We start from the raw sequence: 25,111 nt of genomic DNA, 5'->3' as shown, positions 1-25,111 counted from the left end.
GACGAGAGGAGACCCGGCCGATGGCGCCACGACCGATCGCGGAGATCGCCAGCTACCACGCCCATGTCTACTACGACCCGGCCACCCGCGACCGGGCGGAGCGGCTGCGCGGCTGGATCGGCGAGCGCTTCCGGGTGCGGCTGGGGCGCTGGCACGACGTCAGGGTCGGGCCGCACGGCCAAGCGATGTACCAGATCGCCTTCACCGCCGAGGCGTTCGCGACGCTGGTGCCGTGGCTGATGCTGAACCATGGCGGCCTGAGCATCCTGGTCCATCCCAACACCACGAATCCGCGCCGCGACCACCTGGCCGACGCGGTCTGGATCGGCACACCCGTGGCCATCCATGGCGACAGGCTGCCGGAGGAGGACGAGGCGGAGGCCCCGCTGGAGCCGAACACCACGCCGGACCGGTCCGCCTGAGGACGGTCCCGACAGGCAGTAGCCCCGGTCAGGCCGTGGCGGGCTGGCGTGTCAGGAAGGCGGCGATGATGGCTTCGCCCATTCGGATGAAGCGCGCGCTCGGCCCCTCGGCGCCGACGCTCTGCCGGCTGACGCGGGCGCCTTCGAGCAGCAGCCACAGCGTGTCGGCCAGCAGTTCCGGCTGGGTGGCGCCGGCGGCCCGGCACAGCCGCACCAGGCGGTCGCGCTGGGCGGTCTTGAAGTCCTCGATCACCCGCCGGGCGGGATGGCCATCCTCGGTCAGTTCGATCGCGGCGTTGACCATGTCGCAGCCGCGGCTGTCGGCGATCGCGCATTCGGCGCCCATCCGGACCCAGTCGTGCAGCTGCGCCAGCGGGTTGCCAGGATGCTCGTCCTCGAACCTGGCCCAGATCTCGTCGGCTTCGGTCGCGAAGCGGTGCAGGCACTCGACGATCAGGTCGTCCTTCGAGCCGAAGTGACGATACAGGGTCATCTTGTTGGTGCCGGCGGCCTCGGCGATCGCATCGACGCCGACCCCCCGGAAGCCATGCTTGTGGAACAGGTCGCGCGCGGTGCCGAGGATCCGGTCGCGGGGCCGGAGCTCGCCGCTGGGGCCTGGCAGGCCGTCCTTCGGGGGTGTGATGGTGGTCATAGCCTTGAAACGTCCTTGACCGTAGTCTCGGTCTAGACCAATATGCATGTTACTTACCGGTAACACCCCAGCGGAACAGGGTCAAGACCTGATCCGGCCAAGGGTGTTGGGGGCGGCTTCAAGCTTCGCTTGACGACGCCCCGGCCGAACGATAATCAACCATAAGGTTAATTAACCTGGGGGTTCACTATGGCCCGTCGCCCGACGGCCTCGGCACGTTTGTGCAGCCTGCGTCGATCCGGCGCCGGACGGCTCGATCATGCCTGGATCCTCTGCAACTGCAACGCGGCCAGGTCGAACGGGTCATGATCAACTTCTTTATCCAGCGCCCGATCTTCGCCTCGGCGATCGCCGTCATCATGGTGCTGGCGGGCGGCATCTCCTACTTCCTGCTGCCGGTGTCGCAGTTCCCCGACATCACGCCGCCGCAGGTGGTGGTCAGCGCGGCCTATCCCGGCGCCAGCGCCCAGGTGGTGGCCGACACCGTGACGACGCCGCTGGAGCAGCAGATCAACGGCGTCGAGGGCATGATGTACATGTCGTCGACCTCGTCGAATGACGGCACCTCGAACATCACCGTCACCTTCCAGGTCGGCTACCCCCTCAGCATCGCCGCGGTCGACGTGCAGAACCGCGTGTCGCAGGCGGCCTCCTCGCTGCCGGCGATCGTCAACCAGGGCGGCGTGACGATCCAGAAACAGAACCCGAATTTCGTGCTGATCGTCGACCTGACCTCGCCGGACGGGTCGGTCGACCCGGTGGAGCTGAGCAACTACGCCTATCTGCAGATCGTCGACCCGATCAAGCGCCTGCCGGGCGTCGGCAATGTCCAGATCTTCGGCGAGCGGCGCTATTCCATGCGCATCTGGCTAGACCCCGACAAGCTGGCCAATCTGGGCGTCACCGCGGTCGACGTGCAGAACGCGGTCGCCGAGCAGAACGTGCAGGTGGCGGCCGGCAAGATCGGCCAGTCGCCGGCCCCCGCAGGCACCGCCTTCGAGCTGCAGGTCAACGCCACCGGCCGCCTGAGCGACCCGGCACAGTTCGGCGACATCGTCGTCCGCGCCGACCCGGCGACCGGATCGGTGGTGCGGCTGCGCGACGTCGCCCGGATCGAGCTGGGCGCCCTGCAATACTCGTCCTCGGGCTATTTCGGCGGCCGGCCGGCCGTGGTCGTGGCCGTCTTCCAGCAGCCGGGGTCGAACGCCCTGGCGCTGCAGGAGGCCGTGCAGTCCAAGATGGATGAGCTGAAGCAGCGCTTCCCCAAGGGCATCGAATACGGCATCCACTACGACACCACCCGCTTCGTCTCCGCGGCGATGGAAGACGTGCTGAAGACGCTGCTCGAAGCGCTGGCGCTGGTCGTGCTGGTGGTCTTCATCTTCCTGCAGAACTGGCGCACCACCCTGATCCCCGTCATCGCCATCCCGGTGTCGCTGGTCGCGACGCTGGTGATCATGGAGGGCATGGGCTTCTCGCTGAACATGCTGAGCCTGCTCGGCATGGTGCTCGCCATCGGCCTGGTGGTCGACGACGCCATCGTTGTGGTGGAGAACGTCGAACGCCAGCTCGAGGCCGGCCTGCCGCCGCTGGCGGCAACGCGCAAAGCGATGACCGAGGTCACCGGCCCGATCATCGCCACCACCGCGGTGCTGATGGCGGTGTTCATCCCGGTCGCCTTCATTCCCGGCGTATCGGGCCGCCTGTACAACCAGTTCGCGCTGACCGTCGCCATCTCCGTCGGCCTGTCGGCCTTCAACTCGCTGACGCTGAGCCCGGCCCTGAGCGCCGCGTTCCTGCGGCACCGGCCGCACACCCCCTTCGTCCTGTTCCGCTGGTTCAACGCCGGCTTCAACGCGCTGTCGCACGGCTATGCGGCGCTGGTGCGGTTCCTGATCCGGATCCGCTGGCTGGTCATGATCCTGTTCGTGGCCGGGCTGGGCCTGACCTATTGGGTGTCGACGCGCCTGCCCTCGACCTTCCTTCCGGTCGAGGACCAGGGCTATTTCTTCGTCGTCATCCAGCTGCCCGACGGCGCTTCGCTGGAGCGCACCGAGGCGGTGGCGAAGAAGACCCGAGCCATCCTGGAGGCGACGCCGGGTGTCGAGACGGTCGGCGAGATCGTCGGCCTGAACTTCCTGACCAGCGCCGCCCAGTCGAACTCCGCAGCCCAGTTCGCCATCCTGAAGCCCTGGTCCGAGCGCGGCCCGGACCAGAGCGCATCGGCCCTCGCCAAGCAGGTCGGCGCCCAGCTGTGGCAGATCCCCGACGCCTTCGCGCTGGCCTTCGACCCGCCGTCGATCCCCGGCATCAGCACCACGGGTGGTTTCGAATTCCAGATCGAGGACCTGTCCGGCCAGGGCGCCATAGCCCTGAACGCGGCAACCCAGGCGGTGCTGGCCGAGGCCCGGAAGCAGCCCGAGCTGGATGCCCAGCAGATGTTCAGCAGCTTCAGCACCACCACGCCGCAGTACAATTACGACCTGGACCGCAACAAGGCGAAGATGCTGGGCCTGACCCTGCCCGACGTCTTCAACACGTTGCAGATCTATCTGGGGTCGCTGTACATCAACGACTTCAACCTGTTCGGCCGCACCTTCCGCGTCACCATCCAGGCGGACAAGGATGCCCGCGGGTCGGCGACCGATATCACCCGCCTGTATGTCCGCAATTCCTCGGGCGGGATGGTGCCGCTGAGCACGCTGGGTGACCTGAAGCCGATCGCGGGGCCGGACACGGTGCCGCATTACAACAACTACACCTCGGCGAAGATCAACGGCGCCCCGGCGCCGGGCTACAGCTCGGGCCAGGCGATCGCGGCGATGGAGCGGGCGGCCGCCACGGCGCTGCCGCGCGACTTCACCTATGAATGGACCGGCATCACCTTCCAGGAGTTGCAGGCAGGATCGGTCGCGGCCCTGGTGTTCGGGCTGGCCATCATCTTCGTGTTCCTGATCCTGGCGGCCCAGTACGAAAGCTGGTCGATGCCGTTCATGGTGCTGCTGGCGGTGCCGCTGGCCCTGTTCGGCGCCTTCGCCGCGCTGTGGGCCCGGTCGATGCAGATCGACGTCTACTCGCAGATCGGCCTGGTCATGCTGATCGGCCTGGCCGCCAAGAACGCCATCCTGATCGTGGAGTTCGCCAAGCGGCTGCGCGAGGAAGGCCACAGCATCGTCGAAGCAGCGGCGGAAGCCGGTCGGCTGCGGCTGCGTCCCATCCTGATGACGGCCTTCGCCTTCATCCTGGGCGTAGTGCCGCTGATGATCGCCACCGGTGCCGGCGCCGCCAGCCGCCAGTCGATCGGCACCACCGTGTTCGGCGGCATGCTGGCCGCCACCATCCTGACCCTGATCTTCGTCCCCGTGTTCTACGCCGTGATCGAATCCTTGCGCGAACGTCGCGGCGACACGAACAGCCCCCATGCCACCGACGGCCATCGGCTCGAGCCGAAGGCCGGCCCGGCCGAATAAGCACTGGAGAACCGCGCCATGGGCGTCCGTACCGTCATCCTGGGATCGATTGCCGTGGTCGCCGCCGTTGCTGCCGGCCTGTACCAGACCGGCCACCTGCCCCTGGGCTTGCTGCTCAGCAGCCCGGTGCAGGCAGAAGCTGCGGCGCCGACCGGGGCGCCCCCCGCCATGCCGGTGCCGGTGGCGGCGGTGCTCAAGCGGTCGCTGCCGATCTATCTCGACTACTCCGCGCGCACCGAATCGATCGCCGCCATCAGCCTGCAGGCCAAGGTCTCCGGCTATATCCTGTCGCAGCCGGCAGCCGACGGCACCGACGTCAAGCAGGGCGACCTGCTGTACAAGATCGACCCGCGCGACTTCCAGACCGCGCTGGACCAGGCCAATGCCCAGCTGCAGCGAGACCAGTCCAACATCGACTATCTGCGCTCGAACTATGACCGCGGCAGCGAGCTGACCAAGAACGGCTGGCTGGACAAGGACACCTACGACCAGCGCCAGAGCAATCTGAAGCAGGCCCAGGCGACCCTCGCCAGCGACCAGGCGGCACAGCGCCAGGCCGAGCTGAACCTGGGCTACACCGAGCTCCGGGCCCCCTTCGCCGGGCGGCTCGGCCGCAACCAGGCGCCGGTGGGGACGCTGATCGCCAACGGCGGCAGCCCGGTCAACACCCTGGTGCAGCTCGACCCGATCTATGTGACGTTCAACCCCAGCGAGGCCGAGCTGGCCAAGATCCGGGCCGCGAAGACCGCGGGGAAGGTCGCGATCGACGTGCTGCTACCGGGCGAGACCGAGGCGACGCATAAGGGCGAGCTGACCTTCCTGGACAATTCCGTCGACAACCGCACCGGGACGATCCTGGCGCGCGCCACCGTCGGCAACGGCGACTTCGGCGTGCTGCCCGGCCAGTATGTCCGCGTCCGGGTCCATCTGGAGCCGCAGCCGGGCGCCCTGATGGTGCCGCAGGTCGCGGTCGCCGCCAGCCAGTTCGGGCGCTACGTCTATGTCGTCAGCAAGGACAACCGGGCGGAACAGCGCCTGGTGACCCTGGGGCCGACCGATGGCGACCTGGTCGCCATCGAGAAGGGCGTGGCCGAGGGCGACCAAGTCATCACCGGCAACCTGCAGAAGATCTTCTACCCCGGCATGCCGGTGCAGCCCCAGCAGCAGGTCGCCGCCGGGTCATAAGGCCGGCAGGAACCAACCGCGGCCTTACGCCTTGGCCCGGCCGCGGGCGACGCTGACCGCGGGCAGGGCCTGGGTGGAGCCGCGGATCACCATCTCGACCGGCAGCACGATGTGGCGGGCCGGGGCCGGCTCGGCCGAGCCGCTGCGCTCGGCCAGCATCTCGATCAGCAGGTCGGCGGCGGCGTGGCCGGCCCTGTACTGCTCGACCCGGATGGTGGTCAGCGGCGGGAACAGCCGGTCGGCCAGCGGCATGTCGTTGTAGCCGGTGACCGACACGTCCTCCGGGCAGGACAGGCGCCGCCGCCGCAGCGCCGCGATGGCGCCGATGGCGAGCAGGTCGTTGGCGCAGACCAGGGCGGTGAAGCCGCGGTCGCGGGCCAGCAGCTCTTCGGCGCAGCGCTCGCCCTCGGCATCGGTGAAGCCGCCGGCGAACACCACCAGCCCGTCATCCTCGGCCAGCCCCATCGCCGCCCGGTACTCCAGGAAGGCCTGGTGGCGGCTGCGCCCGGTCGACAGGTCCTGCGGCCCGGCGATCGCGGCGATGCGGCGATGGCCCAGCGACGCGAGGTGGGTCAGGATGCGCCGCACCCCCTCGCGCTCGTCATGCGCCACCGAGGCGATGCCGGCATCGTCGACCCGGCGGTTCACGGTGACCATCGGCAGGCCTTCCTGCGCCAGCCGCCCGACCACGGAATCATTGGCCGTGACGCTGGCCATGATCAGGCCTTCGACGCCCCGCGCCAGCAGCGTGTCGACGATCGCCGCCTCCCGCCGCAGGCTGCTGTCGGTGTTGCCGAGGATCGCGATGTAGCTGTGCCGCATCAGCGCGTCGTCGGCGCCGCGGAAGATCGGCGGGAACACCGGGTTGGTGATGTCGGGCACGATCACACCGATGGTGCGGGTGCGGTTGGTCTTCAGCGAATAGGCCGCCGCGTTGGGCCGGTAGCCCAGCCGCTCGCTGGCCGCCACCACCTGCTCGGCCACCTCCGGCGTGATCAGGTGCCGGGTCTTGGGGTCGAGCGCCCGCGACACGGTGGAGACATGCACCCCCAGCGCCGCAGCCACATCCTTCAGCGTCACCCGCTTCCTCATCGCCCCTGGCGCCTCCCTGGTCCGGCCCCAGTATAGGGGCTTGTGCAATCGTTATCAAAACCGAAGAGCCTCCGCGGCCTGGAAGCTCGGAAACCTGCCGATCCCGGGGCGGTCCAGCGGCTGGCAACTCCACCAGAAACCCTCCTGACACCGGCTTACTCTCGCGGCTGCAGCTCGCCTGCCTGCGATTTTCGCCGAGTTGGCTATTGACGCTCCGGGTTTCGTTCGATTAGCCTGCAATCGTTCGCATAAGAACGCCACAAGGCGCCCATTGGGAGGACATCCGATGACGGAGCATGGCCCGGCCATCGTGGCTGACAATGCCAGTAAGCTGTTCGCAGACGGCGCGGTGGTCGCCTTCCGGCGGCTGAGCCTGGAGGTCCGCAGCCGGGAGATCCTGTGCATCGTCGGCCCCAGCGGCTGCGGCAAGACCACCCTGCTGCGCTGCATCGCCGGCCTGACCGACATCAGCGACGGCCGGCTGGTGGTGCATGGCAAGCCGGTCCAGGGCCCGCCCGACGGCGTCGCCACCGTGTTCCAGCATTTCGGCCTGCTGCCATGGAAGACGGTCTACGACAACGCCGCCTTCGGCCTCGCCATGGCCGGCACGTCGTCGACGATCATCCGCGAACGGGTAAACCACTATCTCGCTTTGGCCGGCCTGACCGGCTTCGAGAAGCACTATCCCTACCAGTTGTCCGGCGGCATGCAGCAGCGGGTCGGGCTGGTCCGCGCCCTGGCCACCAACCCGTCGGTCCTGCTGATGGACGAGCCCTTCGCCGCGCTGGACGCCCAGACCCGCGAAGTGCTGCAGGAGGAGCTGCTGGCCCTGATGCAGCGGCCGGACGAGCGCAAGACCATGGTGTTCATCACCCATTCGATCGACGAGGCCATCATCCTCGGCGACCGCATCGCGGTGATGAGCGCGCGGCCGGCCCGCATCGCCGAGATCATCGACCTGCCTTTCGGCTGGCCACGCGACGTCGACGCGGTCCGCGCCGACCCCCGCTTCGCCGCGCTGCGCGAGCACATCTGGAACCAGCTTCGCCCGCAGCGCGCGGGCGCCAGAGCTAAGGAGGCCGTGGCGTGACCATGACCGTTCCCATGCCGGCGACGCCGGCCGACCAGGGCATCGCCGACGACCAGGCGCGGGCGAAGCAGGCCAGCGCCCGCCGCCGCCGGCGCCAGGGGCGGCAGCTCATGGCCATCCGCCTGACCTCGCTCGCCATCATGCTGGTGCTGTGGCAGGTGGTCGGCGCCCGGATAGACCCGATCCTGTTCACCACCCCGATCGCCGTGGCCAAGGCGGCGGTGCTGATGATCGGCAGCGGCGAGCTGTGGCGCTATCTCGGCCCCAGCCTGCTGGTGTTCGTCTACGGCCTGGCCCTGGCCGCCGTGTTCGGCATCACCGTTGGCCTGGCGCTGGCCCGCTACCGCATGCTCGACGCCGCCTTCGACATGTACATCACCTTCCTCTACTCGACCCCGACGGTGGCGATCGTGCCGCTGATCGTGCTGTGGGTCGGGTTCGACACCACGGCGAAGGTGGTGATCCTGTTCCTGTTCGCCTTCTTCCCGCTGGCGATCAACACCTACCAGGGGGTCAAGAACGTCGACCCCGGCCTGCTCGATGTCGGCCGCGCCTTCCGCTGCTCCGAACGGCAGCTGTGGACCAACATCATCATCCCGGCGGCGTTGCCTTTCATCGTCACCGGCCTGCGCCTGGCCGTCGGCCGCGGCCTGATCGGCATGGTGCTGGCCGACCTCTACACCGCGATCTCCGGCATCGGCTACCTGATCCTGCGCACCGCCAGCACCTTCCAGATCGACCGCATGTTCGTGCCGATCGTCACGCTCGGCCTGCTCGGCGTGCTGACCACCGCCCTGCTGCGGCTGCTGGAGCGCAAGGTCGCGCCCTGGACCGTCGCCCACCGCGAGTAACCGCCGGCCGGACAGGCTGGCGGACAAGAAACTGTCGACAGCCCCGGCAGCCCGACCATCGCGGGCCGAGGCCGGGCCACAGGGAGGACAATCGATGACGATGCCGTTCCCAAGGATCCGCTCGACCCTGGCCGTGTCCGCCTTCGCCGCCGCCCTGTTCGGCGCCGCGGCCGGGGCGCAGGCGGCCGACTGCCCCAACGGGCTGCGCGACCTGAACATCGGCGTGTCGGTGGTGCCGCCGAACGTGGTCCACACCACGCCCTACATCGCCAAGAGCTTGGGCCTGTTCGAGAAGCACTGCATCAACGCCAACATCATCGCCTTCGAGGGCGGATCCTCCGCCACCGTCATCGCCGCGCTGCAGCAGGGCAAGATCATCGCCAACGTCACCGCCGCCATGGTCGGGTCCGGCATGAAGGCGCATCAGATCTGGGGCTTCGCGCCGCGGCTGCCGCAATCCTACGTCGTGGCCGAGGAGATCAAGACCAAGGCCGACCTGAAGGGCAAGCGCCTCAGCGCGGCCGGCGGCGGCGTCGGCGGCTTCAACTGGCTGATGGCCCGGGCCCTGCTGCACGATGCCGGCCTGACCGTCGACGACGCGCAGTTCGTGTCCCAGGGCCTGGCCGGCCGCCTGCCCGGCCTGGTCGCCGGCCAGCTCGACGGCGTGTCGCTGCATCCCGAGGACGTGTTCCTGGCGGCGCAGCAGAAGCCTGGGGCCCATGTCCTGGTGGTGCTGGCCCAGGCGATGCCGGACTATGTGTTCAACATCTATGGCGCGTCGGACGAGTTCATCAAGAACGATCGCGACCTGCTGACCGACGCCGTCGCTGCGATGATCGAGGCCAACCGGATGATCTACCGCGACAAGGACAAGGTCATCCCGATCATGATGGAGGCCAGCGAGAAGCCGAAGGAGGCGGTCGAGTTCGCCTGGGCCGAGCTGACCAAGAACTGCATCTGGTCGGTCAATATCGGGCTGGACCGCAAGCGCACGGAATGGACCATCGCCAACAGCGTCGAGCTCGGCGACATCCCGCCGGACCGCAACCTGACCTATGAGCAGCTGGTCGACCAATCCATCGCCGAGGCCGCGCTGAAGAAGGTCGGCGGCCCGACCGAGATCAACGGCTGTTCGGCCTGAGCGGGGAACCATCGCGATGAACCACACCCCCACGCCCCGCGCCGCCCTGCCCTGGGAGGAGCTGCGCACGCGGCTCGACCAGAGCCCCGCCTTCAACGCCATGCGCGGCACGCCCTACTACCGCCACGCCCGCTACGAGCAGTTCTCGCCCCAGGAATACGCCCGCCGCCACACCGCATTGCGCGCCAAGATGCAGGAGCTGGAGCTGGACTGCGTCATCGCCGGCGGCGGCCCCAGCCATTGGAGCTTCGGCGGCGGCATGCTGTGGCTGTCCGGCCATTGGGAATGGCACGCCCTGGCCAACTACGTGGTGTTCCCGCGCGAGGGCGAGCCGACCCTGATCTACTCGATGGGCGGCACCCATATCGAAGCGGTGCGGCGCGAGACCGCCGGCGCCTTGTCCGATGTCCGCCCCAGCCGCAGCGGCAAGTTCGCCGAGGTCATGGTCGAGCGGCTGCGCGAACTCGGCCTGGAGCGCGGCCGCATCGGGCTGATGGAGATCGACCCGCGCCACGGCGACTACATGCCGGTCAACCAGTACAATGTGCTGCGCGAGCAGCTGCCGGAGGCCGAGTTGGTGTTCACCCGGCGGCTAATGCACGAGCTGCTGTCGGTGCACAGCGAGGAGGAGCTGGACTGCATCCGCCATGCCGGCAAGCTGTGCACCCGGGCGATGGAGGCGATCGCCGAGCGGGTGCGGCCGGGCGTGGCCGAATACGAGCTGCGGGCCGCGGCCGGCGCCGCCATCCTGGAAGGCAATGGCGACATCGACTTCCTGATCATCGGCTCGACCCCGATGGCCGACCCGGCGATGGTGTTCGGCAACCCCCGCCCCTCCAGCCGCCGTCTCGAATCCGGCGACATCATCCTGATGGAGCTGGCCGCCGGCTATCGCGGCTACAGCGCCCAGATCGGCCAGCCGATCTGCCTGGGCGAGCCGCCGGCGCAGGTCCGCCGGTTCTGGGATGAGATCGCCGAGCCCGGCTACACCAAGATGGTGGCCGAGATCGGCCCGGGCCGGCCGGTCGAGGCGCTGCGCACCGCCGGCGAGTTCTTCCGCCAGAACGGGGTGCAGTCGCGGCCGATCCATGTCCACGGCATCGACTTCGTCTCGGACGGCCCGCATGTCTATGCCGACCACATCGATGTCGAGCCCTATGAGGCGGTGATGAAGCCCGGCATGGTGATCATGGCCGAGCCCAACCCGATCACCGCCGACGGCACTCTCGGCATGTTCGTCGGCCACACCTTCATCGTCACCGAAAACGGCCGCGAATGCGTCGACACCTGGCCGCTCGAACTCACAATCGTGAAAGCATGACCCGTCTGCGCCCCGGCCCGATCGACACCCACGCCCATATCGTGCCCGAGGGGCTGCTGCGCCGGTTCGAGGCCGGCGAGCGGGCCGGCTTCGCGGTCCAGCGCGGCGCCGATGGCGTCCGCGTCACCCTGGCCGGCAAGGCGGCGCGGGTGCCGCTGGCGCCGGGCATGCACGACATGGCGATCCGCGAGCGGGCGATGGCCGAACAGGGCGTCGCCGCCCAGATCCTGTCGCCCTGGATCGCGCTGTGCGATTGCAGCCTGGGCGAGGCCGACGCGGCGTGGCTGCACAGCGCCGTGAACCTGGAGATCGCGGCGGTGGTGCGGGCCGCGCCGACGCTCTATGCCGGGCTCGGCACCGTGCCGCTGCACAGCCCCGACCTGGCCGTGGCGATGCTGCACGAGGCCGTCACCGATCTCGGCCTCGCCGGCATCGAGATCGCGACCTCGGTCGGCCCGGACCTCTATCTCGACGATCCCTCGCTGGACCCGGTGTGGCAGGCGGCCGAGGCGCTGGGCGCCTTCATCATGGTGCATCCGCCGCTGGAGCCGGCGACCGGGCCGTTCGGCGCCTACTACCTCAACAACCTGATCCAGAACCCGCTGCAGACAACGGTGGCCGGCGCGCGGCTGATCCTGGGCGGCGTGCTGGAGCGGTTCCCGCGGCTGCGCCTGTGCCTGGTGCATGGCGGCGGGCTGCTGCCCTACAATCTCGGCCGCCTGCGCCACGGCCACGAGGTGCGGCCGGAGGCCCGGGCGCGGCTGCAGGGATCGGTCGCGGACTCGTTCCGCCGGCTCTATTTCGACAGCGTCACCCACTCCCCTTCCGCCCTGGCCTTCCTGGTCGGCGAGAGCGCCCCGGGGCATGTGCTGCTGGGCACCGACTACCCCTTCGACATGGCCGACCCGGATCCGGTGCGGACGGTCCGGGACGCCGGCCTGGGTGCCGAGGACGAGGCCTTCATCCTCTCCACCGCCGCCGGCGCCCTGCTCTAGGTCCCGGTCACAGGCCGAGAAGGCCGGCCACGACGGGCACCAGGGCGCTGCCGATGGCCCGGGTGTTCCCGGCATCCAGATGGACGCCGTCGATCGGGGAGGCCACCGCCACGCGCGACACGTCGAAGAAGGCGCAGCCGCAATAGGTCGCGGCGTCCTGGTAGCGCGCCGCCAGCTTCCTGGATTCGGCGATGCTGCGGCCGCCGGCCGGCTGGCGGTCCCCGGCCAGGGTCTCGCCGAACAGCGGCGGGCCGACGATCAGCACCTGCGGCGCGGCGGCGCCCCTGCCATAGGGATAGGTCTTCGCGATCTCGACCAGCCGTTCGATCCCCGCCCCGGCGCCGATGGCGCTGCCGCAGACATGCGGCTTCAGGTCGTTGGCGCCGAGCATGATGATCACGAGGTCGAGCGGGTAATGGCTGCCCAGCAGAGTCGGCAGGATGCGCGCCCCGTTCCGCTCGGCGGCCGCCGCATGGTCGTCGAAGACCGTGGTCCGCCCGCCGAGGCCTTCGGCGATCACCCGGGCCGATCCGCCCAGCCCGGCCTCGAGCACGCTGGGCCAGCGATCCTCGTAACGGTGGCGGCCGCCGCTTTCGGGGTCGGCGCCCCAGGTCAGGCTGTCGCCGAAGGCAAGGATGGTCTTTATCCCGGTCAAAGCGGTCTCCCCGGTCTCACACTGCCCGCCCCAGCAGCGTCGGCCGTTCCAGCGGCCCGGCATTGGTGTTGACCCGGCGGTCCAGCCGGACGTCGCCGTCGCCGAAGGTCACGGTCACGGTGTCACAGAACGCGGTCTCGACGAAGCGCCAGGTCATGACGAAGCGGCGCTCATCCAGCCAGACGCCGCGGGCGACCACCCGCAGCACATCCGGCTGGTATTCGTGATGCAGCAGGTTGCCGGTCATGGTGGTGTCGCCTTCCACGCGATGGCCCAGCCCGGCCGCGATCCGGTGGGTGCCGCGATGGTCGGACAGGGTGAAGACGCAGCGATCCGCCGAGAACGCCAGCGAGATCCCGGACACGCCGTCCTCGTTCGGCTCGAACCGGAAGCGCCGGCCGTCGACCGTGGCCGCCATAGGGGACTGGGCAGCCCCCTCGATCTCGGGCAGCGCCAGGGCGGCGAGCCGGCCCGCCAGCACCGGCTGCACCCGGTCCGCATCCGGCCCCACCGCCCCGAGCGCGGGGAACAGATGCGTCCAGACGGCGGGGAACAGGCGCCGGTCGCCGTTGCGGATCGCCGCCGTGAACACGATCACCGCATCCTGCTCCGGCAGCACCACACACTGCTGGCCGTAGAGTCCGGAGGCGCGATAGCCGCCATGCGGCGCCATCCACCACTGGTAGCCATAGCCTTCGCGCCGCTCGGTGGCCGAGCGTTCGGATGGGTCGCGCGGCCGGAACCGCTTGCCGTCGAGGGCGGCCATCCAGACCTCGTCGACCTGGTTGCGCGTTGCCTCCCGCACCCACTCCGCCGGCAGGATCTGCCGCCCCTCCCACATCCCGCCCTGCAGGTGCAGCACGCCGAACTTGGCGACATCCTCGGTGGTGCAGCTCAAGCCGTTGCCGCCGGTGCTGAGCCCCTCGGGCGAGACGTCCCACCGCACCGGCCCGATGCCGAGCGGCCGGAACAGCCGTGGCTCGAGATAGTCGCGCACGGTCTGGCCGGTCACCCTGGTGACGATGGCGGAGAGCATGTAGCTGGAGGCGCTGCTGTAGATGAAGGTCTGCCCCGGTGCCTCATCCACCGGCTCGCGCAGGAACGCCGCAACCCAGCTGTCCTTCATCTGCCGCCATTCGCCGCCGGAAATGCCGGAGCGGTGGCCGGTGCGCATGGTCAGGAGATCGCGCACCGTCATCGCCGCCAGGTTGGCGCCGACCTCCGCCGGCAGCTGGTCGGGGAAGAAGCCGACCACCTTGTCCTCCAGGGTCAGCAGTCCTTCGCCGATGGCGAGGCCGATCGCAGTCGCGGTCCAGCTCTTGGTGGCGGAATGCTGCATGTGCACCCGGTCGGGGCCATAGGGCTGCCAGAACCCTTCGGCCACCACCGCCCCGGCGCGGAACAGCAGGAAGCTGTGCAGCTCCAGCCCCCCGTCGCGGATCTCGTCGAGGAAGGCCAGGATGCCGGCGGGATCGACGTTCTTCGCGGCCGGCGCCGCGCGCGGCAATCTGATGCTGGTCATCTCTGCTCCGCTCTCCTCGACAGGGTCCGCGCCGTGGCCGCAGCCATGGCAGGATCGGGCCCGCCGGTTGCGCTGCCGCCGCCCGGCGTCATACCCTGGTCCCAGGGCCATAAAATGTTTTTTGGATGACGATGTCCAGAGAAGAGAAGCGGAGCGACCCGGCGACGCGGCTGCAGGAGGACCTGGCCGACCGCATCGTCGCCCTGGCCCGCGCCGACGGCGTCACCCCGGGCCAGCGGCTGTACGAGCAGCCTCTGGCCCAGCGGCTCGGCGTGTCGCGATCGCCGGTCCGGGCCGCGCTCGACGCCCTGGCCGCCCGCGGCATCGTGATCCGGCGACCGCAGCGCGGCGTGGAGCTGGTGGCCCTGCCCGAGGCTGCAGCGACGAACGGAGCCGACGCCGCGGCGGGCGAGGATTTGCTGGTGCTGATCGCGCGCGACCGCGACCGCAGCCTGCTGGAGGACACCGTCTCGGAGACTGAGCTGATGCAACGCTACGGCGTGGCCCGCCCGGTGGTGCGCGCCACGCTGGACCGGCTGGCCGACCTCGACATGGTGCAGCGCAAGCCCGGCTATGGCTGGCGGTTCCTGACCAGCTGGAGCGCCGAGATCCGCCGCGACTCCTATCGCTACCGCATGATCGTCGAGCCCGCGGCGATCCTGGAGCCGGAGTTCCGCCTGGCGCCGGAATGGGCGGCGGAGATGCGGCGGCAGCACCAGCGCATCCTGGCCGCCCCGTGGGAGGAGACCTCCAGCCTCGCCTTCTTCGAGATCAACGCGGCCTTCCATGAGGGCATCGCGGAGGCCTCGGGCAACCGGTTCCTGCTGGAGGCGATCCGCCGCCAGAACCGGATGCGGCGGTTCTCCGTCTACAACTGGAAGCATGGGATCGAGCGGGTCCATGACAACCATGTCGAGCATATGGGAATCCTGGACAGCCTGGAGGACGGGGACGTGCAGCTGGCCGCCCTGCTGATGCGCCGCCATCTCGAACGCGCCAGCCGGCTGAAGCCGTCCTTCGCCCATGATTAATGAATATTGTTGATCAAAATACATAACGGTGCCAGAGAAGGCGCCACGTGACGATGCATGCCCCGGCAGCACGATGCCGACACCGGGCATGGCCCCAAGCTCCCCGTGAGGCGGATATGAAGATCCTGGTCCTTCCCGGCGACGGCATCGGCCCCGAGATCACCACGGCGACGCTGGCCGTGCTGCAGGCGGCCGGCCGGCGCCTGTCGCTCGGCTTCGCCTTCGAACAGCGCGACATCGGCCTGGCGACGCTGAAGACCCGCGGCACCACCCTGCCGGCCGAGGTGATGGCCGCGGTGCCGCAGGCGGACGGCGTCATCCTCGGCCCCGTCTCGCATTACGAGTACCCGGCCCGCGACCAGGGCGGCATCAACCCGTCGGGCGAGCTCCGGACCAGGTTCGAGCTCTATGCCAACATCCGGCCCTGCCGCTCGCGCCCCGACCTCAGCCTGCTGCGCCAGCCGATGGATCTGGTGATCGTGCGTGAGAACACCGAGGGCTTCTATTCCGACCGCAACATGTTCGCCGGCACCGGCGAGTTCATGCCGGACCCCGACATGGCCCTGTCGGTGCGTAAGGTCACCGCCAAGGCGTCGGCCCGCGTCGCCCGGGCGGCCTTCGAGATCGCCCGCGGCCGGCGCCGCAAGGTCACGGCGGTGCACAAGGCCAATGTGCTGAAGCTGTCCGACGGGCTGTTCCTGCGCGAGGTGCGCAAGGTGGCGCAGGACTATCCGGATGTGGCGCTGGAGGAGCTGATCGTCGATGCGGCCGCGGCCCATCTGATCCGCAGCCCCGACCGCTTCGACGTCATCGTCACCACCAACATGTTCGGCGACATTCTGTCCGACGAGGCGTCGGAGCTGTCCGGCAGCCTCGGCCTCGGCGGGTCGATCAATGCCGGCGACGAGTTCTGCGTCGCCCAGGCGCAGCACGGCTCGGCCCCCGACATCCAGGGCCGCGACCTCGCCAACCCGACCTCGCTGATCCTGTCGGCGGCGATGCTGCTGGACTGGCGCGGCCGCAGGGACGGGACTGCGGCGCTGGTCGGGGCCGCCAGGCTGATCGAGGCCGCCGTCGAGGCCGTGCTGGCCACCCCGGAGTCCCGCACCCGCGACATCGGCGGGACCAAGGGCACGGGCGACTTCACCGCGGCGGTGGTCGCCGCGATCGCCGGCCGCTGAACGGAGAACAGCGATGGCCGATGACACCCGCAGCGCCCCGGAAGCCGCGATCCTGCGCCCGGCGGAGATCACCCCGCATGAGCGCGGCGGCGGGGCCAGGACCATCCCGCTGGTCGCCCGGCGCATCGGCTCCACCAGCCTGCTCAACGGCATCACCGAATTCGGCCCGGGCGGCGCCATCCCGCTGCACACGCACAATTGCGAGGAAAGCGTGATGGTGCTGGAGGGCGAAGCGCTGGTGGAGATCGCCGGCATCACCCACCGCATGGGCACCAATGACACCACCTGGGTGCCGGCAGAGGTGCCGCACCGCTTCGTCAACGCCTCCGCCACCGGGCGGCTGCGGATCTTCTGGACATATGCGTCGGTCGACGCGACCCGCACCCTCGTCGCCACCGGCGAGACCCGCCGGATCGACGCCGAACGACGGTGACGGGTCGCGTCGTGTCGCTGCCGCCCCACCCTCACCCGCGCAGCGCGGCCGAGATCGCCTGCAGGCCGGCCTCGAACTCTTCCCCGGTCGGCCAGCCATAGCCGAGCCGGAAGAAGGTGTCGGGCATCTCGAACCAGTGGCCGGGGCCGACATAGCAGCCATGGACGTCCAGCAGCCGCCGGTAGAACGCGCCCGTGCCGCCCGGCGGCTCCGCCCGCATGCGGGGGAAGCAGACCACGCCGCCGGACGGCGCCACCCAGTCCAGGCGCTCCTCCCCGGCGATCCAGTCGGCGACCACGCCGCGCCGGCGCCGCATCTCCGCCAGCGTCGGCTCCAGGATGGCGGCCCGGTTCTGCAGGATCTGCTCCGCGATCCATTCGTCGACCACGCTGCCGCAGATGCTGATCTGCTCCTTGGCCGCCAGGAACACCTCCTGCAGCGCCGGATCGCGGGTGATGATCCAGCCGATCCGGATGCCGGGCACTCCATAGGCCTTCGACAGCGACGACACGCTGATGACATGGGACCCGAGCGACGCCGCCAGCGGCAGGGCACCGTCGAAGGACAGGTCGCGATAGGTCTCGTCGACCAGCAGGCGGCAGCCGGTGCGGCTGGCCAGATCGGCCAGGCCACGCAGTTCCGCCTCGCTGCACATCACCCCGGTCGGGTTGTGCGGGCAGGTCACGCTGATCAGCCTGGTGCGCGGCGTGACCGCGGCGGCGATGGCGTCCAGGTCGATGCGGAAGCCGTCCTCGAAGCGCAGGTCGATGGTGGTCATGGCGCAGCCGATCGCCCGCGGCGTCTCCAGGTTGGTGGCGTAGTTCGGCCGGATCACCACCAGGTGGTCGTCGCGGCCCAGCAGCGCGGTGGCGATGATGAACAGGGCCCCGGCGGCGCCGCCGGTGATCAGCACGTCATCCGGCTTCAGCCCCTCGCCATCGGCCGCGATCAGGGCGCGCAGCCCCTCGCTGCCGCGATGGGTGCCGTACAGCAGGGTCAGGTCCGGGATCTGCAGGCCCAGGCTGGAGATCGTCCGGTCCGCGACCGAGCTTTCGGAGAGATTATAGCGGATCAGCCCGTAACCGTACTCCTCGGGCGATTCCACCTCGATCGGCATGCGCGCATATCGCATTTAAGAACCTCTGATATCGGGGTCGCCCGCTCAGGCGGCGACCGCTTTGATGAAGGTGTCGAGCGCGATGTTGCGGCCGCACAGCACGACGGCGACCTTGCGGCCGCGCCATGCCTCGGCCTGCCGGACCAGCCCGGCCAGGGCGACCCCGGCCGCCCCCTCCACCATCCAGCGCTCCGCCCCGGCGATCCGCCGCATGGCCTGCGCGATTTCCGCCTCGGTGACGGTCACCCGGTCATCGATCACCGCCTGGCAGATCGGGAAGGTGATCGACCCCGGCTCGACCGCGCCGGCGGTGCCGTCGGACAGGGTGTCGCGCTCCTCGACATCGATGATTTCGCCAGCCTCCAGCGCGCCGAGCATGGCGGCCGAATTCTCCGGCCACACCCCGACGATGCGGGTCTGCGGCCGGATCTGCTTGATCGCGGTGCCCAGGCCGCCGACCAGCCCGCCGCCGCCGACCGAGACGAACACGGCGTCGAGGTCGGGCGCCTGCTGCATCAGCTCGACGCCCAGGGTCCCCTGCCCTGCCACGATATCGGCATCGTTGTAGGGCGAGACATAGGTCAGCCCCCGCGCGCCCGCATCCCGCCGCGCCGCCAGCTCGGCCGCGATCGGCGGACCGTCGATCACCACCAGCTCGGCGCCCAGGCTGCGGATCGCATCCATCTTCGAGCGGGCGGAGGACGCGCCGACATAGACCGTGACCGCAACGCCCGCCAGCGCCCCCGCACGGGCCAGAGCCTGGCCGTGATTGCCGGTCGAGGCGGTGATCACGCCCTTGCGCCGCTCGGCGTCGGGCAGCGTGTGGATCTTGTTGGTGGCGCCGCGCAGCTTGAAGGACCCGGTCGGCTGCAGATGGTCCGCCTTCAGCAGCACCTCGCAGCCCAGCGCGTCGGACAGGACCCGGCTGCGGTCCAGCGGCGTCACCAGCACCTGGGGCCGGATCGCCTCATGCGCCGCCATGATCCGATCGAACAGGGATGTCATCTCACTCTCCCGCAGAACGTCTGGGCCGCGATGGTGCCGGGCGCCGCGTCGCCGCGCCATCCCTCCAGGGAGGGGGGTGTCGTTGTGCCCCGACCCCAGGCGAACAGTTCGGCCAGCGAGCCGATGCCGAGTTTGCGGAAGATCTGCTTGCGGTGGTCCTTGACCGTGTGGCGGCTGATGGCCAGGCGCGCAGCCACGGCGTCGGAGGAGCAGCCGGCCAGCAGCAGCCCGGCGACCTCGCCTTCGCGCGGCGACAGGACGCCTTCGGCGGGCGCTGGCTGCCCGGAACGCGACAGGGACAGATGTTTGTCGAATGCCGCCGCGATCGGCGCCTGCAGGTCGTCGAGCGGCCGCAGGTCGCGCAGCGTGGCCGGGCGCGGCCGCCGCTGCCGGTAGAAGCCGAACTCGACGATGCCGTCACCGACCTCGAGATGCAGGCCGATCTCCTCCAGCCGTTCCGGCCAGCCGATGGTGCGGAAGCCCAGCTCCTCCTCCGGCGCCGGCACCGTGTGGCGGGCGACGGGACCGCGCCGGGGTGGCGGCCGGCGGGCGAAGTCCCGGGCCCGGAACGCGCCTGTGGCCGGGGGCCGCGCCAGGATCGGGTTGGCCGCATGGGTGACGCGGACATAGGTCTCGATGCCCTGCCGCCCCCCGGCCAGGTCGAAATTGTCGAACAGCAGGGCGGGGCGCCGGCCGCGGCCGTGGATCACGACGGCGGCAAGGTCGAACCCGACCAGTCCGCCGACCGCACCAGCGGCGACCGCCGGGAAGCCCGGATCGCCGATCGCGCCGATGATCTGCGCAAGCGCTTGTGCGGAGGACATCGGCGGCGGCCTTTCCGGATTACGGCTTGAACGAGACGCCCCAGGCGCGCGGCGTCCCCAGGGCCCAGCCCTTGTAGCCCACGACATTGGCGCGCGCCGCACCGGTGCGCACCCCGGAATAGAGGGTGATCATCGCGACGTCGTCACGATACAGCGCCTCCAGCTTGTCGAGCAGCGCCTGCCGCTGCGCGATGTCCGAGGTCTCCATGCTGGCGGCGAGCAGCTTCGCCGCCTCCGGGTTGTCCCACACCTTGCGCGGCTGCTTGGTCTTGTCGCCCGAGAACATCTCGAAGGACAGCGACGGGTCGAGGCGCGCGGAGAAGCCGTGCGACATGATCTGGTAGTTGCCGGCGAGGTAGCGGTCCTGCTGGGTCGCCCAGTCGATCACCTCGAGCTCGATGTTCAGCCCGGCCTCCTGCGCCATGGCCTGGGCCAGGATGGCCTGGTCGAACATCGGCTGGTAGCGCTTGTTGGTGATCATCTTGATCGGCCGGCCGTCATAGCCGGCTTCGGCCAGCAGCGTCTTCGCCGCGGGAATGTCGCGCTGGACGATCACGGATTGCGGTGCCTTGTGGAAGGCACTGGCGGGCGGGATCGGCGAGTTGTTCGGCTGCGACTGCCCCGACGTCACCTGGCCGACCAGCTCCGGCATGTCGAGCGACAGCAGGAACGCCTTGCGGATGCGGACATCCGACAGCAGCGGGTCGTTGGTCTGGAACAGGAAGTCGCTGATGTTCATGGTCGGCGACGTGTCGGTCACCAGGTCCGGGGTGGACTGGTACTCCGCCACATCGGCGTTCTCGACGTCGTAGTTCAGGTCGATATCCCCGGTCAGCAGCGCGGCCTTGGCCGTCGATTCATCGGGGATGACCAGGAAGCGGAGCTTGGGGATCGCCACGGTCTTGTTGCCGGTCAGCCCGTCGCGGTCGCCCGGCAGGGATACATAGTGGTCGTTGCGCAGCAATTCGATGTACTGGCCGCGCTTCCATTCGCCCAGCTTGTACGGGGCGGTCGTGACCGGCGTCACCCACTTCCCGTCCCGGCCCAGCGAGCTGCGGTGGTATATGCCGGTGCCGCCGCAATCCGGCCGGGCCAGCGTGCCGAGGAACAGGGCCGACGGCTTCTCCAGGGTGAAGACGACCGTCTTGTCGTCCTTGGCCGTGACATCCGCGACCTTCACCGCGCCGCGGCCGTCGACCTCGGTCAGGCAGCGCCAGCCGGTGTCCGGGTCGGTGTAGCGCTTCCAGTCGAACAGCACGTCGGCGCTGGTGACCGGCTCGCCATTGCTGAATTTCAGGCCGTCGCGCAGCACGAAGGTGTAGGTCCGGCCGTCCGGCGACACGTCGACCGACTTGGCCAGCAGCGGGCCGACCGTCGCATCCTCCTTGAACGCCACCAGCCCCTCGAACAGATGGGTCTGCACCAGGTCGGTGTTGCCGTCCCGGTTGGTTCCGGGGTCGAGCGAGCGGATGTCGGCGTTGAGCCGGACCAGCAGCGTGTCGCCGCCGGCCAAAGCCGGCGTGGCCGCGAGGCAGGCCACCAAAATGGGCAATACGATCGCTTTCATCGGAAACCCCCGTGTTTGTCTTGGTTGTTGCCTCGGCGGGCCGCGTTCAGGCCCGCCTGACCTAGGCCTCTCCGTCCGGCCGCAGGCCGCGCCACACCACCTTGGCGATCTCGGCGTCCTGCACCGCGACGCCGGTCAGGTCGGCCACGACGATGTCGTCCGGCCGGAAGGCGACCGGCGATGCCAGCAGGGTGCCGAGCTCGACCAGCGCCGCCGCATCGACCAGCCCGGCGCGCACGGCCCATCCGGCCTCGCCGTGATCCACGGATTGGGCGCGGGAATCGACGATGATCCGGGCGCGGCCCAGGATCGCGGCCTCCAGCTCCTGCTTGCCCGGGCTGTCGGCACCCAGCGCCACGATCCGGGCGCCAGGGCGGATCATGGCGTCGGTCAGCAGCGGCGCCGTCGCCGGGGTGGTGGTCACGATCAGGTCGGCGCGGGTGCACAGATCGGGCAGGCCGACGGCCTGGCCGCCCAGCTCCGCCGCCAGGGCCTCGGCGCGATCGCCGTTGCGCGCCCAGACCAGCACGGTGCGCAGGCCGAGGACCCGGGCGATCAGCTGCGCCTGCAGCCGCGCCTGGATGCCGGCACCGACGATGCCGAGCGTGGCGGAACCGGGCCGGGCGATCGCCCGGGCGGCGATGGCGCCGGCCATGGCGGTGCGCCGGTCGGTCAGCTGGCCCTTGTCGTGCAGCACCGCCAGGATCTCGCCGGTCTCGGCGCTGATCACCGCCATGAAGCCGTTGCTGGAGGACAGGCCGCGTTCGGAATTGCGGTAGAAGCTGGTGGCCAGCTTGACCACGAACACGTCGTCGCCGGCGATATGGGCGCCCTTGACGTGGCAGTCGCCCGGCGGGTCGGTGAAGCCGAGATGGCCGACCGCGGTGACCTCGACCTCGCCGGCGGAATAGCGGCGGAATCCCGCCTCCACCGCCGCCAGGGCCGCGTCCTCGTCGAGGGCCGCCAGGATCTCCGGAAGTTCCACCACCCTCATGCCGCGATCCTCGCTTCCGTGCCGACCCTACAGGGCCTCGGCCATTGCCGGCGGCCGCGCCGCCGCCTTGTCGCCGTCCAGCCGCCACAGCAGGCGCACCCCGCCATTGGGGGCGTTCTCCAGCGCCGGCACGGCCGACAGCAGGCGTCTTGTATAGGGATCCTTCGGCGCGTCGAAGATCTGGTCGCGGGTGCCCTCCTCGACGATCCGGCCCTCGCTCATCACCACGACGCGGTCGGCCACCTGCTCGACCACGCCGAGGTCATGGCTGATGAACAGGCAGGAGAAGCCATGCCGCGCCTGCAGCCCGGCGAACAGCTCCAGGATCTGCGCCCGGACGGTGACGTCGAGGGCCGAGACCGGTTCGTCGGCGATGACGAATTTCGGCCGGCGCACCAGGGCGCGGGCGATCGCCGCGCGCTGGCGCTGGCCGCCCGACAGCTCATGCGGATAGCGCCCGGCAAAGGCCTCGCCGAGGCCCACCTCGCCCAGCACCTCGCGCACGCGCTCGGCCTTGCGGGCCCGGCCCATGCCCTCGACGAAGCGCAGCGGCTCGCCGACCAGCCCGCCGATGGTCATGCGCGGGTCGAGCGACGAATACGGATCCTGGAACACCATCTGGCAGTTCAGGCGGTAGTTCCAGTAGCCGGTCTCGCTGCGGGTGATCGGCTGGCCGTCGAACAGGATCTCGCCCCCGGTCGGCCGCACCAGCCCGGCGATGGCCTGGCCGAGCGTGGTCTTGCCCGAACCCGACCCGCCGACCACGGCGACGACCTGGCGCGGTGCGACCTGCAGACTGATGCCGTGCAGGGCGCGCTTGCCCTCCTCCCGCCGCAGCAGGCGCCGGCGCCCGGGATAATCGACCACGAGGTCGCGCACCGCGACGATCGGCGTCTCGTCGGCTGGGAAGCTGCGCGACGGGCCGCGCAGCGGCATCGCCGCCAGCAGCTTGCGGGTGTAGGGGTGGCGCGGCCCGGCCAGCAGGTCCTGGGTCGCGCCCTGCTCCACGATCTCGCCCTGGCACATGACGATGACACGGTCGCTGTAGCGCGCCACCATGCCGAGGTCGTGGCTGATCATCAGCACGGCGGTGCGGTGCTCGCGGGTCAGCCCGACCATCAGCTCCAGCACGTCGCGCTGCACCACGGCGTCCAGCGCCGTGGTCGGCTCGTCGGCCACCAGCAGCGCCGGCTGCAGCAGCATCACCGAGGCCAGCATGATGCGCTGCCGCATGCCGCCGGAGAACTGGTGGGGATAGGAGGCCAGCGCCCGCTCCGGATCACCCAGGCCGACCCGGCGGAGCATGTCCAGGATCAGCGCCCGGCGCTCGGCCGGCTTCAGCTTGCGGTGCAGCGCCAGCCCCTCGTCCAGCTGCTCGCCCAGCAGCATCGACGGGTTCAGCGAGGTCATCGGCTCCTGGAACACCATGCCGATGCGGGCGCCGCGTAGCGCGCGCAGCCGCTTCGGGGCCATGGAGGTGACCTCCTGGCCCTCGAACCGGATCGACCCCGCGGCCCGCCGGATGGCCGGCGGCACCAGCCCCATCACGGCGCGCGCCGCCAGGGTCTTGCCCGAGCCGGATTCGCCGACGATGCCGACGATCTCGCCGGGGTTGACCTCGAAGCTGACGCCGTTGACCACCACGGTTCCGGCCCCCGCAATCTGCAGCGTGAGATCGCGGACCGAGAGCAGCGCGTCCTGGGCGGTCATCGCGTGCCCCTCATGCGCGGATCGAGCCGGTCGCGGATGGCGTCGCCCAGGAGGTTGATGCCCAGCAGGGTGAGCGAGATGCACAGGCCGGGGAAGATGCCGAGCCAGACCGCCTGGGCGATGTAGGGCCGGCTGCTGGCCAGCATGTTGCCCCAGGTCGGCGCCGGCGGCGGCACCCCGAGCCCGAGGAAGGACAGCGAGCTTTCGGCCAGCAGCGTCCAGCCGAACATCGAGGTCGCCAGCACGGTCAGCGGCGCGATGCAGTTCGGCATGATGTGGCGGGCCATGGTGTAGGCCTCGGAATTGCCGATGACGCGCGAGGCGGAGACGAACTCCAGCTCGCGCAGCGACAGCACCGTGCCGCGCATGATGCGGGCGACCGATGGGGTGTAGGCGAGGCCCAGCGCCACGATGATCCCGTATTTGTTGGCGCCGACGACGGCGAGCAGGCCGAGCGCCAGCAGGATGCCGGGGAAGGCCAGCAGGGCGTCGTTGAAGGCCATGATGATGCGGTCGGCCCAGCCCCTGACATAGCCGGAGAAGACGCCGATGACGGTGCCCAGGCTGACCGCGACGGTGACCGTGAGCAGGCTGATCCAGGCGCTGGTCGCGGCGCCGGCCATCAGGCGGCTGAGCACGTCGCGGCCGAATTCGTCGGTGCCGAGCCAGTGCAGGCCGCTGGGCGCCGCCAGCTTGGCGCGGAAGCTGAGCGCCAGGGGGTCGTACGGCGTCCACAGGGCGCCGCAGCATGCGGCGACGAGCAGAGTGCCAATGATGATTCCACCGATGGCGGCGCTGAAGGAGAGGTGCTTCTTCATTCCACGGCCACCCCCGGGTGGCCGCCAGTGGCGGC

22 protein-coding genes are annotated in these 25,111 nt (G+C 69.9%); 11 read left to right on the top strand and 11 right to left on the bottom strand.

Going from position 1 to position 25,111, the window contains the following annotated elements:
• Positions 1 to 20 precede the first annotated feature (20 nt).
• Entirely contained in the window at positions 21 to 422 is a 402-nt protein-coding gene (locus E9232_RS28840; RefSeq protein WP_309800079.1) for a DOPA 4,5-dioxygenase family protein, read from the top strand.
• 28 nt (positions 423 to 450) lie between these two features.
• Here E9232_RS28840 and E9232_RS28835 read toward each other — a convergent pair whose 3' ends face one another.
• Complete coding sequence (locus E9232_RS28835; protein ID WP_309800077.1) at positions 451 to 1,074, bottom strand: TetR/AcrR family transcriptional regulator; 624 nt, start codon at positions 1,072 to 1,074, stop codon at positions 451 to 453.
• 305 nt (positions 1,075 to 1,379) lie between these two features.
• On the opposite strand from E9232_RS28835, the gene E9232_RS28830 reads away from it, so the two are divergent.
• Together E9232_RS28830 and E9232_RS28825 are read left to right on the top strand one after the other, a co-directional pair.
• Positions 1,380 to 4,544 carry an efflux RND transporter permease subunit gene (locus E9232_RS28830; RefSeq protein ID WP_309800074.1) on the top strand — a complete coding sequence of 1,055 codons (3,165 nt, stop codon included), beginning with the start codon at positions 1,380 to 1,382 and terminating at the stop codon, positions 4,542 to 4,544.
• An 18-nt stretch (positions 4,545 to 4,562) separates the two neighbouring features.
• Entirely contained in the window at positions 4,563 to 5,729 is a 1,167-nt protein-coding gene (locus E9232_RS28825) for an efflux RND transporter periplasmic adaptor subunit (protein WP_309800072.1), read from the top strand.
• Positions 5,730 to 5,753: 24 nt separating this feature from the next.
• Here the strand turns inward: E9232_RS28825 and E9232_RS28820 are convergent, their stop codons facing one another.
• On the bottom strand, positions 5,754 to 6,821 hold the full coding sequence (locus E9232_RS28820) for a LacI family DNA-binding transcriptional regulator (protein WP_309800070.1): 1,068 nt from the start codon (positions 6,819 to 6,821) through the stop codon (positions 5,754 to 5,756).
• A 286-nt stretch (positions 6,822 to 7,107) separates the two neighbouring features.
• Here E9232_RS28820 and E9232_RS28815 point away from each other — a divergent pair, with 286 nt between their 5' ends.
• The 5 genes from E9232_RS28815 (at position 7,108) to E9232_RS28795 (ending at position 12,219) form a co-directional block, all read left to right on the top strand.
• Positions 7,108 to 7,911, top strand: coding sequence for an ABC transporter ATP-binding protein (locus E9232_RS28815; RefSeq protein ID WP_309800068.1), 804 nt, complete (start codon positions 7,108 to 7,110; stop codon positions 7,909 to 7,911).
• 2 nt (positions 7,912 to 7,913) lie between these two features.
• Positions 7,914 to 8,762 (top strand): ABC transporter permease, encoded by an 849-nt coding sequence (locus tag E9232_RS28810; protein WP_309800309.1) that lies wholly within the window; start codon positions 7,914 to 7,916, stop codon positions 8,760 to 8,762.
• A 94-nt stretch (positions 8,763 to 8,856) separates the two neighbouring features.
• A complete protein-coding gene (locus E9232_RS28805) occupies positions 8,857 to 9,903 on the top strand; it encodes an ABC transporter substrate-binding protein (protein ID WP_309800066.1) in 1,047 nt (348 codons plus the stop codon).
• A 16-nt stretch (positions 9,904 to 9,919) separates the two neighbouring features.
• Positions 9,920 to 11,224 (top strand): M24 family metallopeptidase, encoded by a 1,305-nt coding sequence (locus tag E9232_RS28800; protein WP_309800063.1) that lies wholly within the window; start codon positions 9,920 to 9,922, stop codon positions 11,222 to 11,224.
• The gene (locus E9232_RS28795; protein WP_309800060.1) at positions 11,221 to 12,219 is read left to right on the top strand and encodes an amidohydrolase family protein; all 999 of its coding nucleotides are present in this window, start codon (positions 11,221 to 11,223) and stop codon (positions 12,217 to 12,219) included. Before E9232_RS28800 ends, E9232_RS28795 begins: the two co-directional genes overlap by 4 nt.
• Positions 12,220 to 12,226: 7 nt before the next feature.
• Here E9232_RS28795 and E9232_RS28790 read toward each other — a convergent pair whose 3' ends face one another.
• Together E9232_RS28790 and E9232_RS28785 are read right to left on the bottom strand one after the other, a co-directional pair.
• Entirely contained in the window at positions 12,227 to 12,874 is a 648-nt protein-coding gene (locus E9232_RS28790) for an SGNH/GDSL hydrolase family protein (protein ID WP_309800058.1), read from the bottom strand.
• 16 nt (positions 12,875 to 12,890) lie between these two features.
• Entirely contained in the window at positions 12,891 to 14,396 is a 1,506-nt protein-coding gene (locus E9232_RS28785) for a serine hydrolase domain-containing protein (protein WP_309800056.1), read from the bottom strand.
• A 125-nt stretch (positions 14,397 to 14,521) separates the two neighbouring features.
• Between E9232_RS28785 and E9232_RS28780 the strand changes: the two genes are divergently transcribed.
• From E9232_RS28780 to E9232_RS28770, 3 genes are all read left to right on the top strand, one after another.
• The gene (locus E9232_RS28780) at positions 14,522 to 15,427 is read left to right on the top strand and encodes a GntR family transcriptional regulator (protein ID WP_309800054.1); all 906 of its coding nucleotides are present in this window, start codon (positions 14,522 to 14,524) and stop codon (positions 15,425 to 15,427) included.
• A gap of 116 nt (positions 15,428 to 15,543) precedes the next feature.
• Complete coding sequence (locus E9232_RS28775) at positions 15,544 to 16,608, top strand: isocitrate/isopropylmalate dehydrogenase family protein (protein ID WP_309800052.1); 1,065 nt, start codon at positions 15,544 to 15,546, stop codon at positions 16,606 to 16,608.
• 13 nt (positions 16,609 to 16,621) lie between these two features.
• Positions 16,622 to 17,041 (top strand): cupin domain-containing protein, encoded by a 420-nt coding sequence (locus tag E9232_RS28770; protein ID WP_309800050.1) that lies wholly within the window; start codon positions 16,622 to 16,624, stop codon positions 17,039 to 17,041.
• 31 nt (positions 17,042 to 17,072) lie between these two features.
• On the opposite strand, the gene E9232_RS28765 is transcribed toward E9232_RS28770, so the two are convergent.
• The 7 genes from E9232_RS28765 to E9232_RS28735 form a co-directional block, all read right to left on the bottom strand.
• Complete coding sequence (locus E9232_RS28765) at positions 17,073 to 18,158, bottom strand: pyridoxal phosphate-dependent aminotransferase (RefSeq protein ID WP_309800048.1); 1,086 nt, start codon at positions 18,156 to 18,158, stop codon at positions 17,073 to 17,075.
• Positions 18,159 to 18,203: 45 nt separating this feature from the next.
• On the bottom strand, positions 18,204 to 19,163 hold the full coding sequence (locus E9232_RS28760; RefSeq protein WP_309800046.1) for a threonine/serine dehydratase: 960 nt from the start codon (positions 19,161 to 19,163) through the stop codon (positions 18,204 to 18,206).
• Positions 19,160 to 19,987: a helix-turn-helix transcriptional regulator gene (locus E9232_RS28755; protein WP_309800045.1), complete on the bottom strand. Its 828-nt coding sequence runs from the start codon at positions 19,985 to 19,987 to the stop codon at positions 19,160 to 19,162. The genes E9232_RS28760 and E9232_RS28755 overlap by 4 nt, the downstream gene beginning before the upstream one ends.
• A gap of 19 nt (positions 19,988 to 20,006) precedes the next feature.
• The gene (locus E9232_RS28750; RefSeq protein WP_309800043.1) at positions 20,007 to 21,554 is read right to left on the bottom strand and encodes an ABC transporter substrate-binding protein; all 1,548 of its coding nucleotides are present in this window, start codon (positions 21,552 to 21,554) and stop codon (positions 20,007 to 20,009) included.
• 61 nt (positions 21,555 to 21,615) lie between these two features.
• Positions 21,616 to 22,548, bottom strand: coding sequence for a Rossmann-fold NAD(P)-binding domain-containing protein (locus E9232_RS28745; RefSeq protein WP_309800040.1), 933 nt, complete (start codon positions 22,546 to 22,548; stop codon positions 21,616 to 21,618).
• Between the two features lie 27 nt (positions 22,549 to 22,575).
• Positions 22,576 to 24,258, bottom strand: coding sequence for an ABC transporter ATP-binding protein (locus tag E9232_RS28740; protein WP_309800037.1), 1,683 nt, complete (start codon positions 24,256 to 24,258; stop codon positions 22,576 to 22,578).
• Positions 24,255 to 25,076, bottom strand: coding sequence for an ABC transporter permease (locus tag E9232_RS28735; protein ID WP_309800035.1), 822 nt, complete (start codon positions 25,074 to 25,076; stop codon positions 24,255 to 24,257). The genes E9232_RS28740 and E9232_RS28735 overlap by 4 nt, the downstream gene beginning before the upstream one ends.
• Positions 25,077 to 25,111 lie beyond the last annotated feature (35 nt).

It is taken from the genome of Inquilinus ginsengisoli (assembly GCF_031453975.1).
GTDB lineage: Bacteria > Pseudomonadota > Alphaproteobacteria > DSM-16000 > Inquilinaceae > Inquilinus > Inquilinus ginsengisoli_A.
The sequence above is the reverse complement of the archived record's forward strand: the minus strand, read 5'-3'. Positions and strand labels throughout refer to the sequence as shown.

Coding starts and splice junctions, on each gene's coding strand:
- E9232_RS28745 (WP_309800040.1), bottom strand. CDS start 22,548: ATGAGGGTGGTGGAACTTCCGGAGATCCTGGCGGCCCTCGACGAGGAC.
- E9232_RS28755 (WP_309800045.1), bottom strand. CDS start 19,987: ATGTCCTCCGCACAAGCGCTTGCGCAGATCATCGGCGCGATCGGCGAT.
- E9232_RS28750 (WP_309800043.1), bottom strand. CDS start 21,554: ATGAAAGCGATCGTATTGCCCATTTTGGTGGCCTGCCTCGCGGCCACG.
- E9232_RS28775 (WP_309800052.1), top strand. CDS start 15,544: ATGAAGATCCTGGTCCTTCCCGGCGACGGCATCGGCCCCGAGATCACC.
- E9232_RS28740 (WP_309800037.1), bottom strand. CDS start 24,258: ATGACCGCCCAGGACGCGCTGCTCTCGGTCCGCGATCTCACGCTGCAG.
- E9232_RS28770 (WP_309800050.1), top strand. CDS start 16,622: ATGGCCGATGACACCCGCAGCGCCCCGGAAGCCGCGATCCTGCGCCCG.
- E9232_RS28835 (WP_309800077.1), bottom strand. CDS start 1,074: ATGACCACCATCACACCCCCGAAGGACGGCCTGCCAGGCCCCAGCGGC.
- E9232_RS28840 (WP_309800079.1), top strand. CDS start 21: ATGGCGCCACGACCGATCGCGGAGATCGCCAGCTACCACGCCCATGTC.
- E9232_RS28810 (WP_309800309.1), top strand. CDS start 7,914: ATGACCGTTCCCATGCCGGCGACGCCGGCCGACCAGGGCATCGCCGAC.
- E9232_RS28805 (WP_309800066.1), top strand. CDS start 8,857: ATGACGATGCCGTTCCCAAGGATCCGCTCGACCCTGGCCGTGTCCGCC.
- E9232_RS28735 (WP_309800035.1), bottom strand. CDS start 25,076: ATGAAGAAGCACCTCTCCTTCAGCGCCGCCATCGGTGGAATCATCATT.
- E9232_RS28825 (WP_309800072.1), top strand. CDS start 4,563: ATGGGCGTCCGTACCGTCATCCTGGGATCGATTGCCGTGGTCGCCGCC.
- E9232_RS28800 (WP_309800063.1), top strand. CDS start 9,920: ATGAACCACACCCCCACGCCCCGCGCCGCCCTGCCCTGGGAGGAGCTG.
- E9232_RS28820 (WP_309800070.1), bottom strand. CDS start 6,821: ATGAGGAAGCGGGTGACGCTGAAGGATGTGGCTGCGGCGCTGGGGGTG.
- E9232_RS28760 (WP_309800046.1), bottom strand. CDS start 19,163: ATGACATCCCTGTTCGATCGGATCATGGCGGCGCATGAGGCGATCCGG.
- E9232_RS28785 (WP_309800056.1), bottom strand. CDS start 14,396: ATGACCAGCATCAGATTGCCGCGCGCGGCGCCGGCCGCGAAGAACGTC.
- E9232_RS28815 (WP_309800068.1), top strand. CDS start 7,108: ATGACGGAGCATGGCCCGGCCATCGTGGCTGACAATGCCAGTAAGCTG.
- E9232_RS28780 (WP_309800054.1), top strand. CDS start 14,522: ATGACGATGTCCAGAGAAGAGAAGCGGAGCGACCCGGCGACGCGGCTG.
- E9232_RS28795 (WP_309800060.1), top strand. CDS start 11,221: ATGACCCGTCTGCGCCCCGGCCCGATCGACACCCACGCCCATATCGTG.
- E9232_RS28830 (WP_309800074.1), top strand. CDS start 1,380: ATGATCAACTTCTTTATCCAGCGCCCGATCTTCGCCTCGGCGATCGCC.
- E9232_RS28765 (WP_309800048.1), bottom strand. CDS start 18,158: ATGCCGATCGAGGTGGAATCGCCCGAGGAGTACGGTTACGGGCTGATC.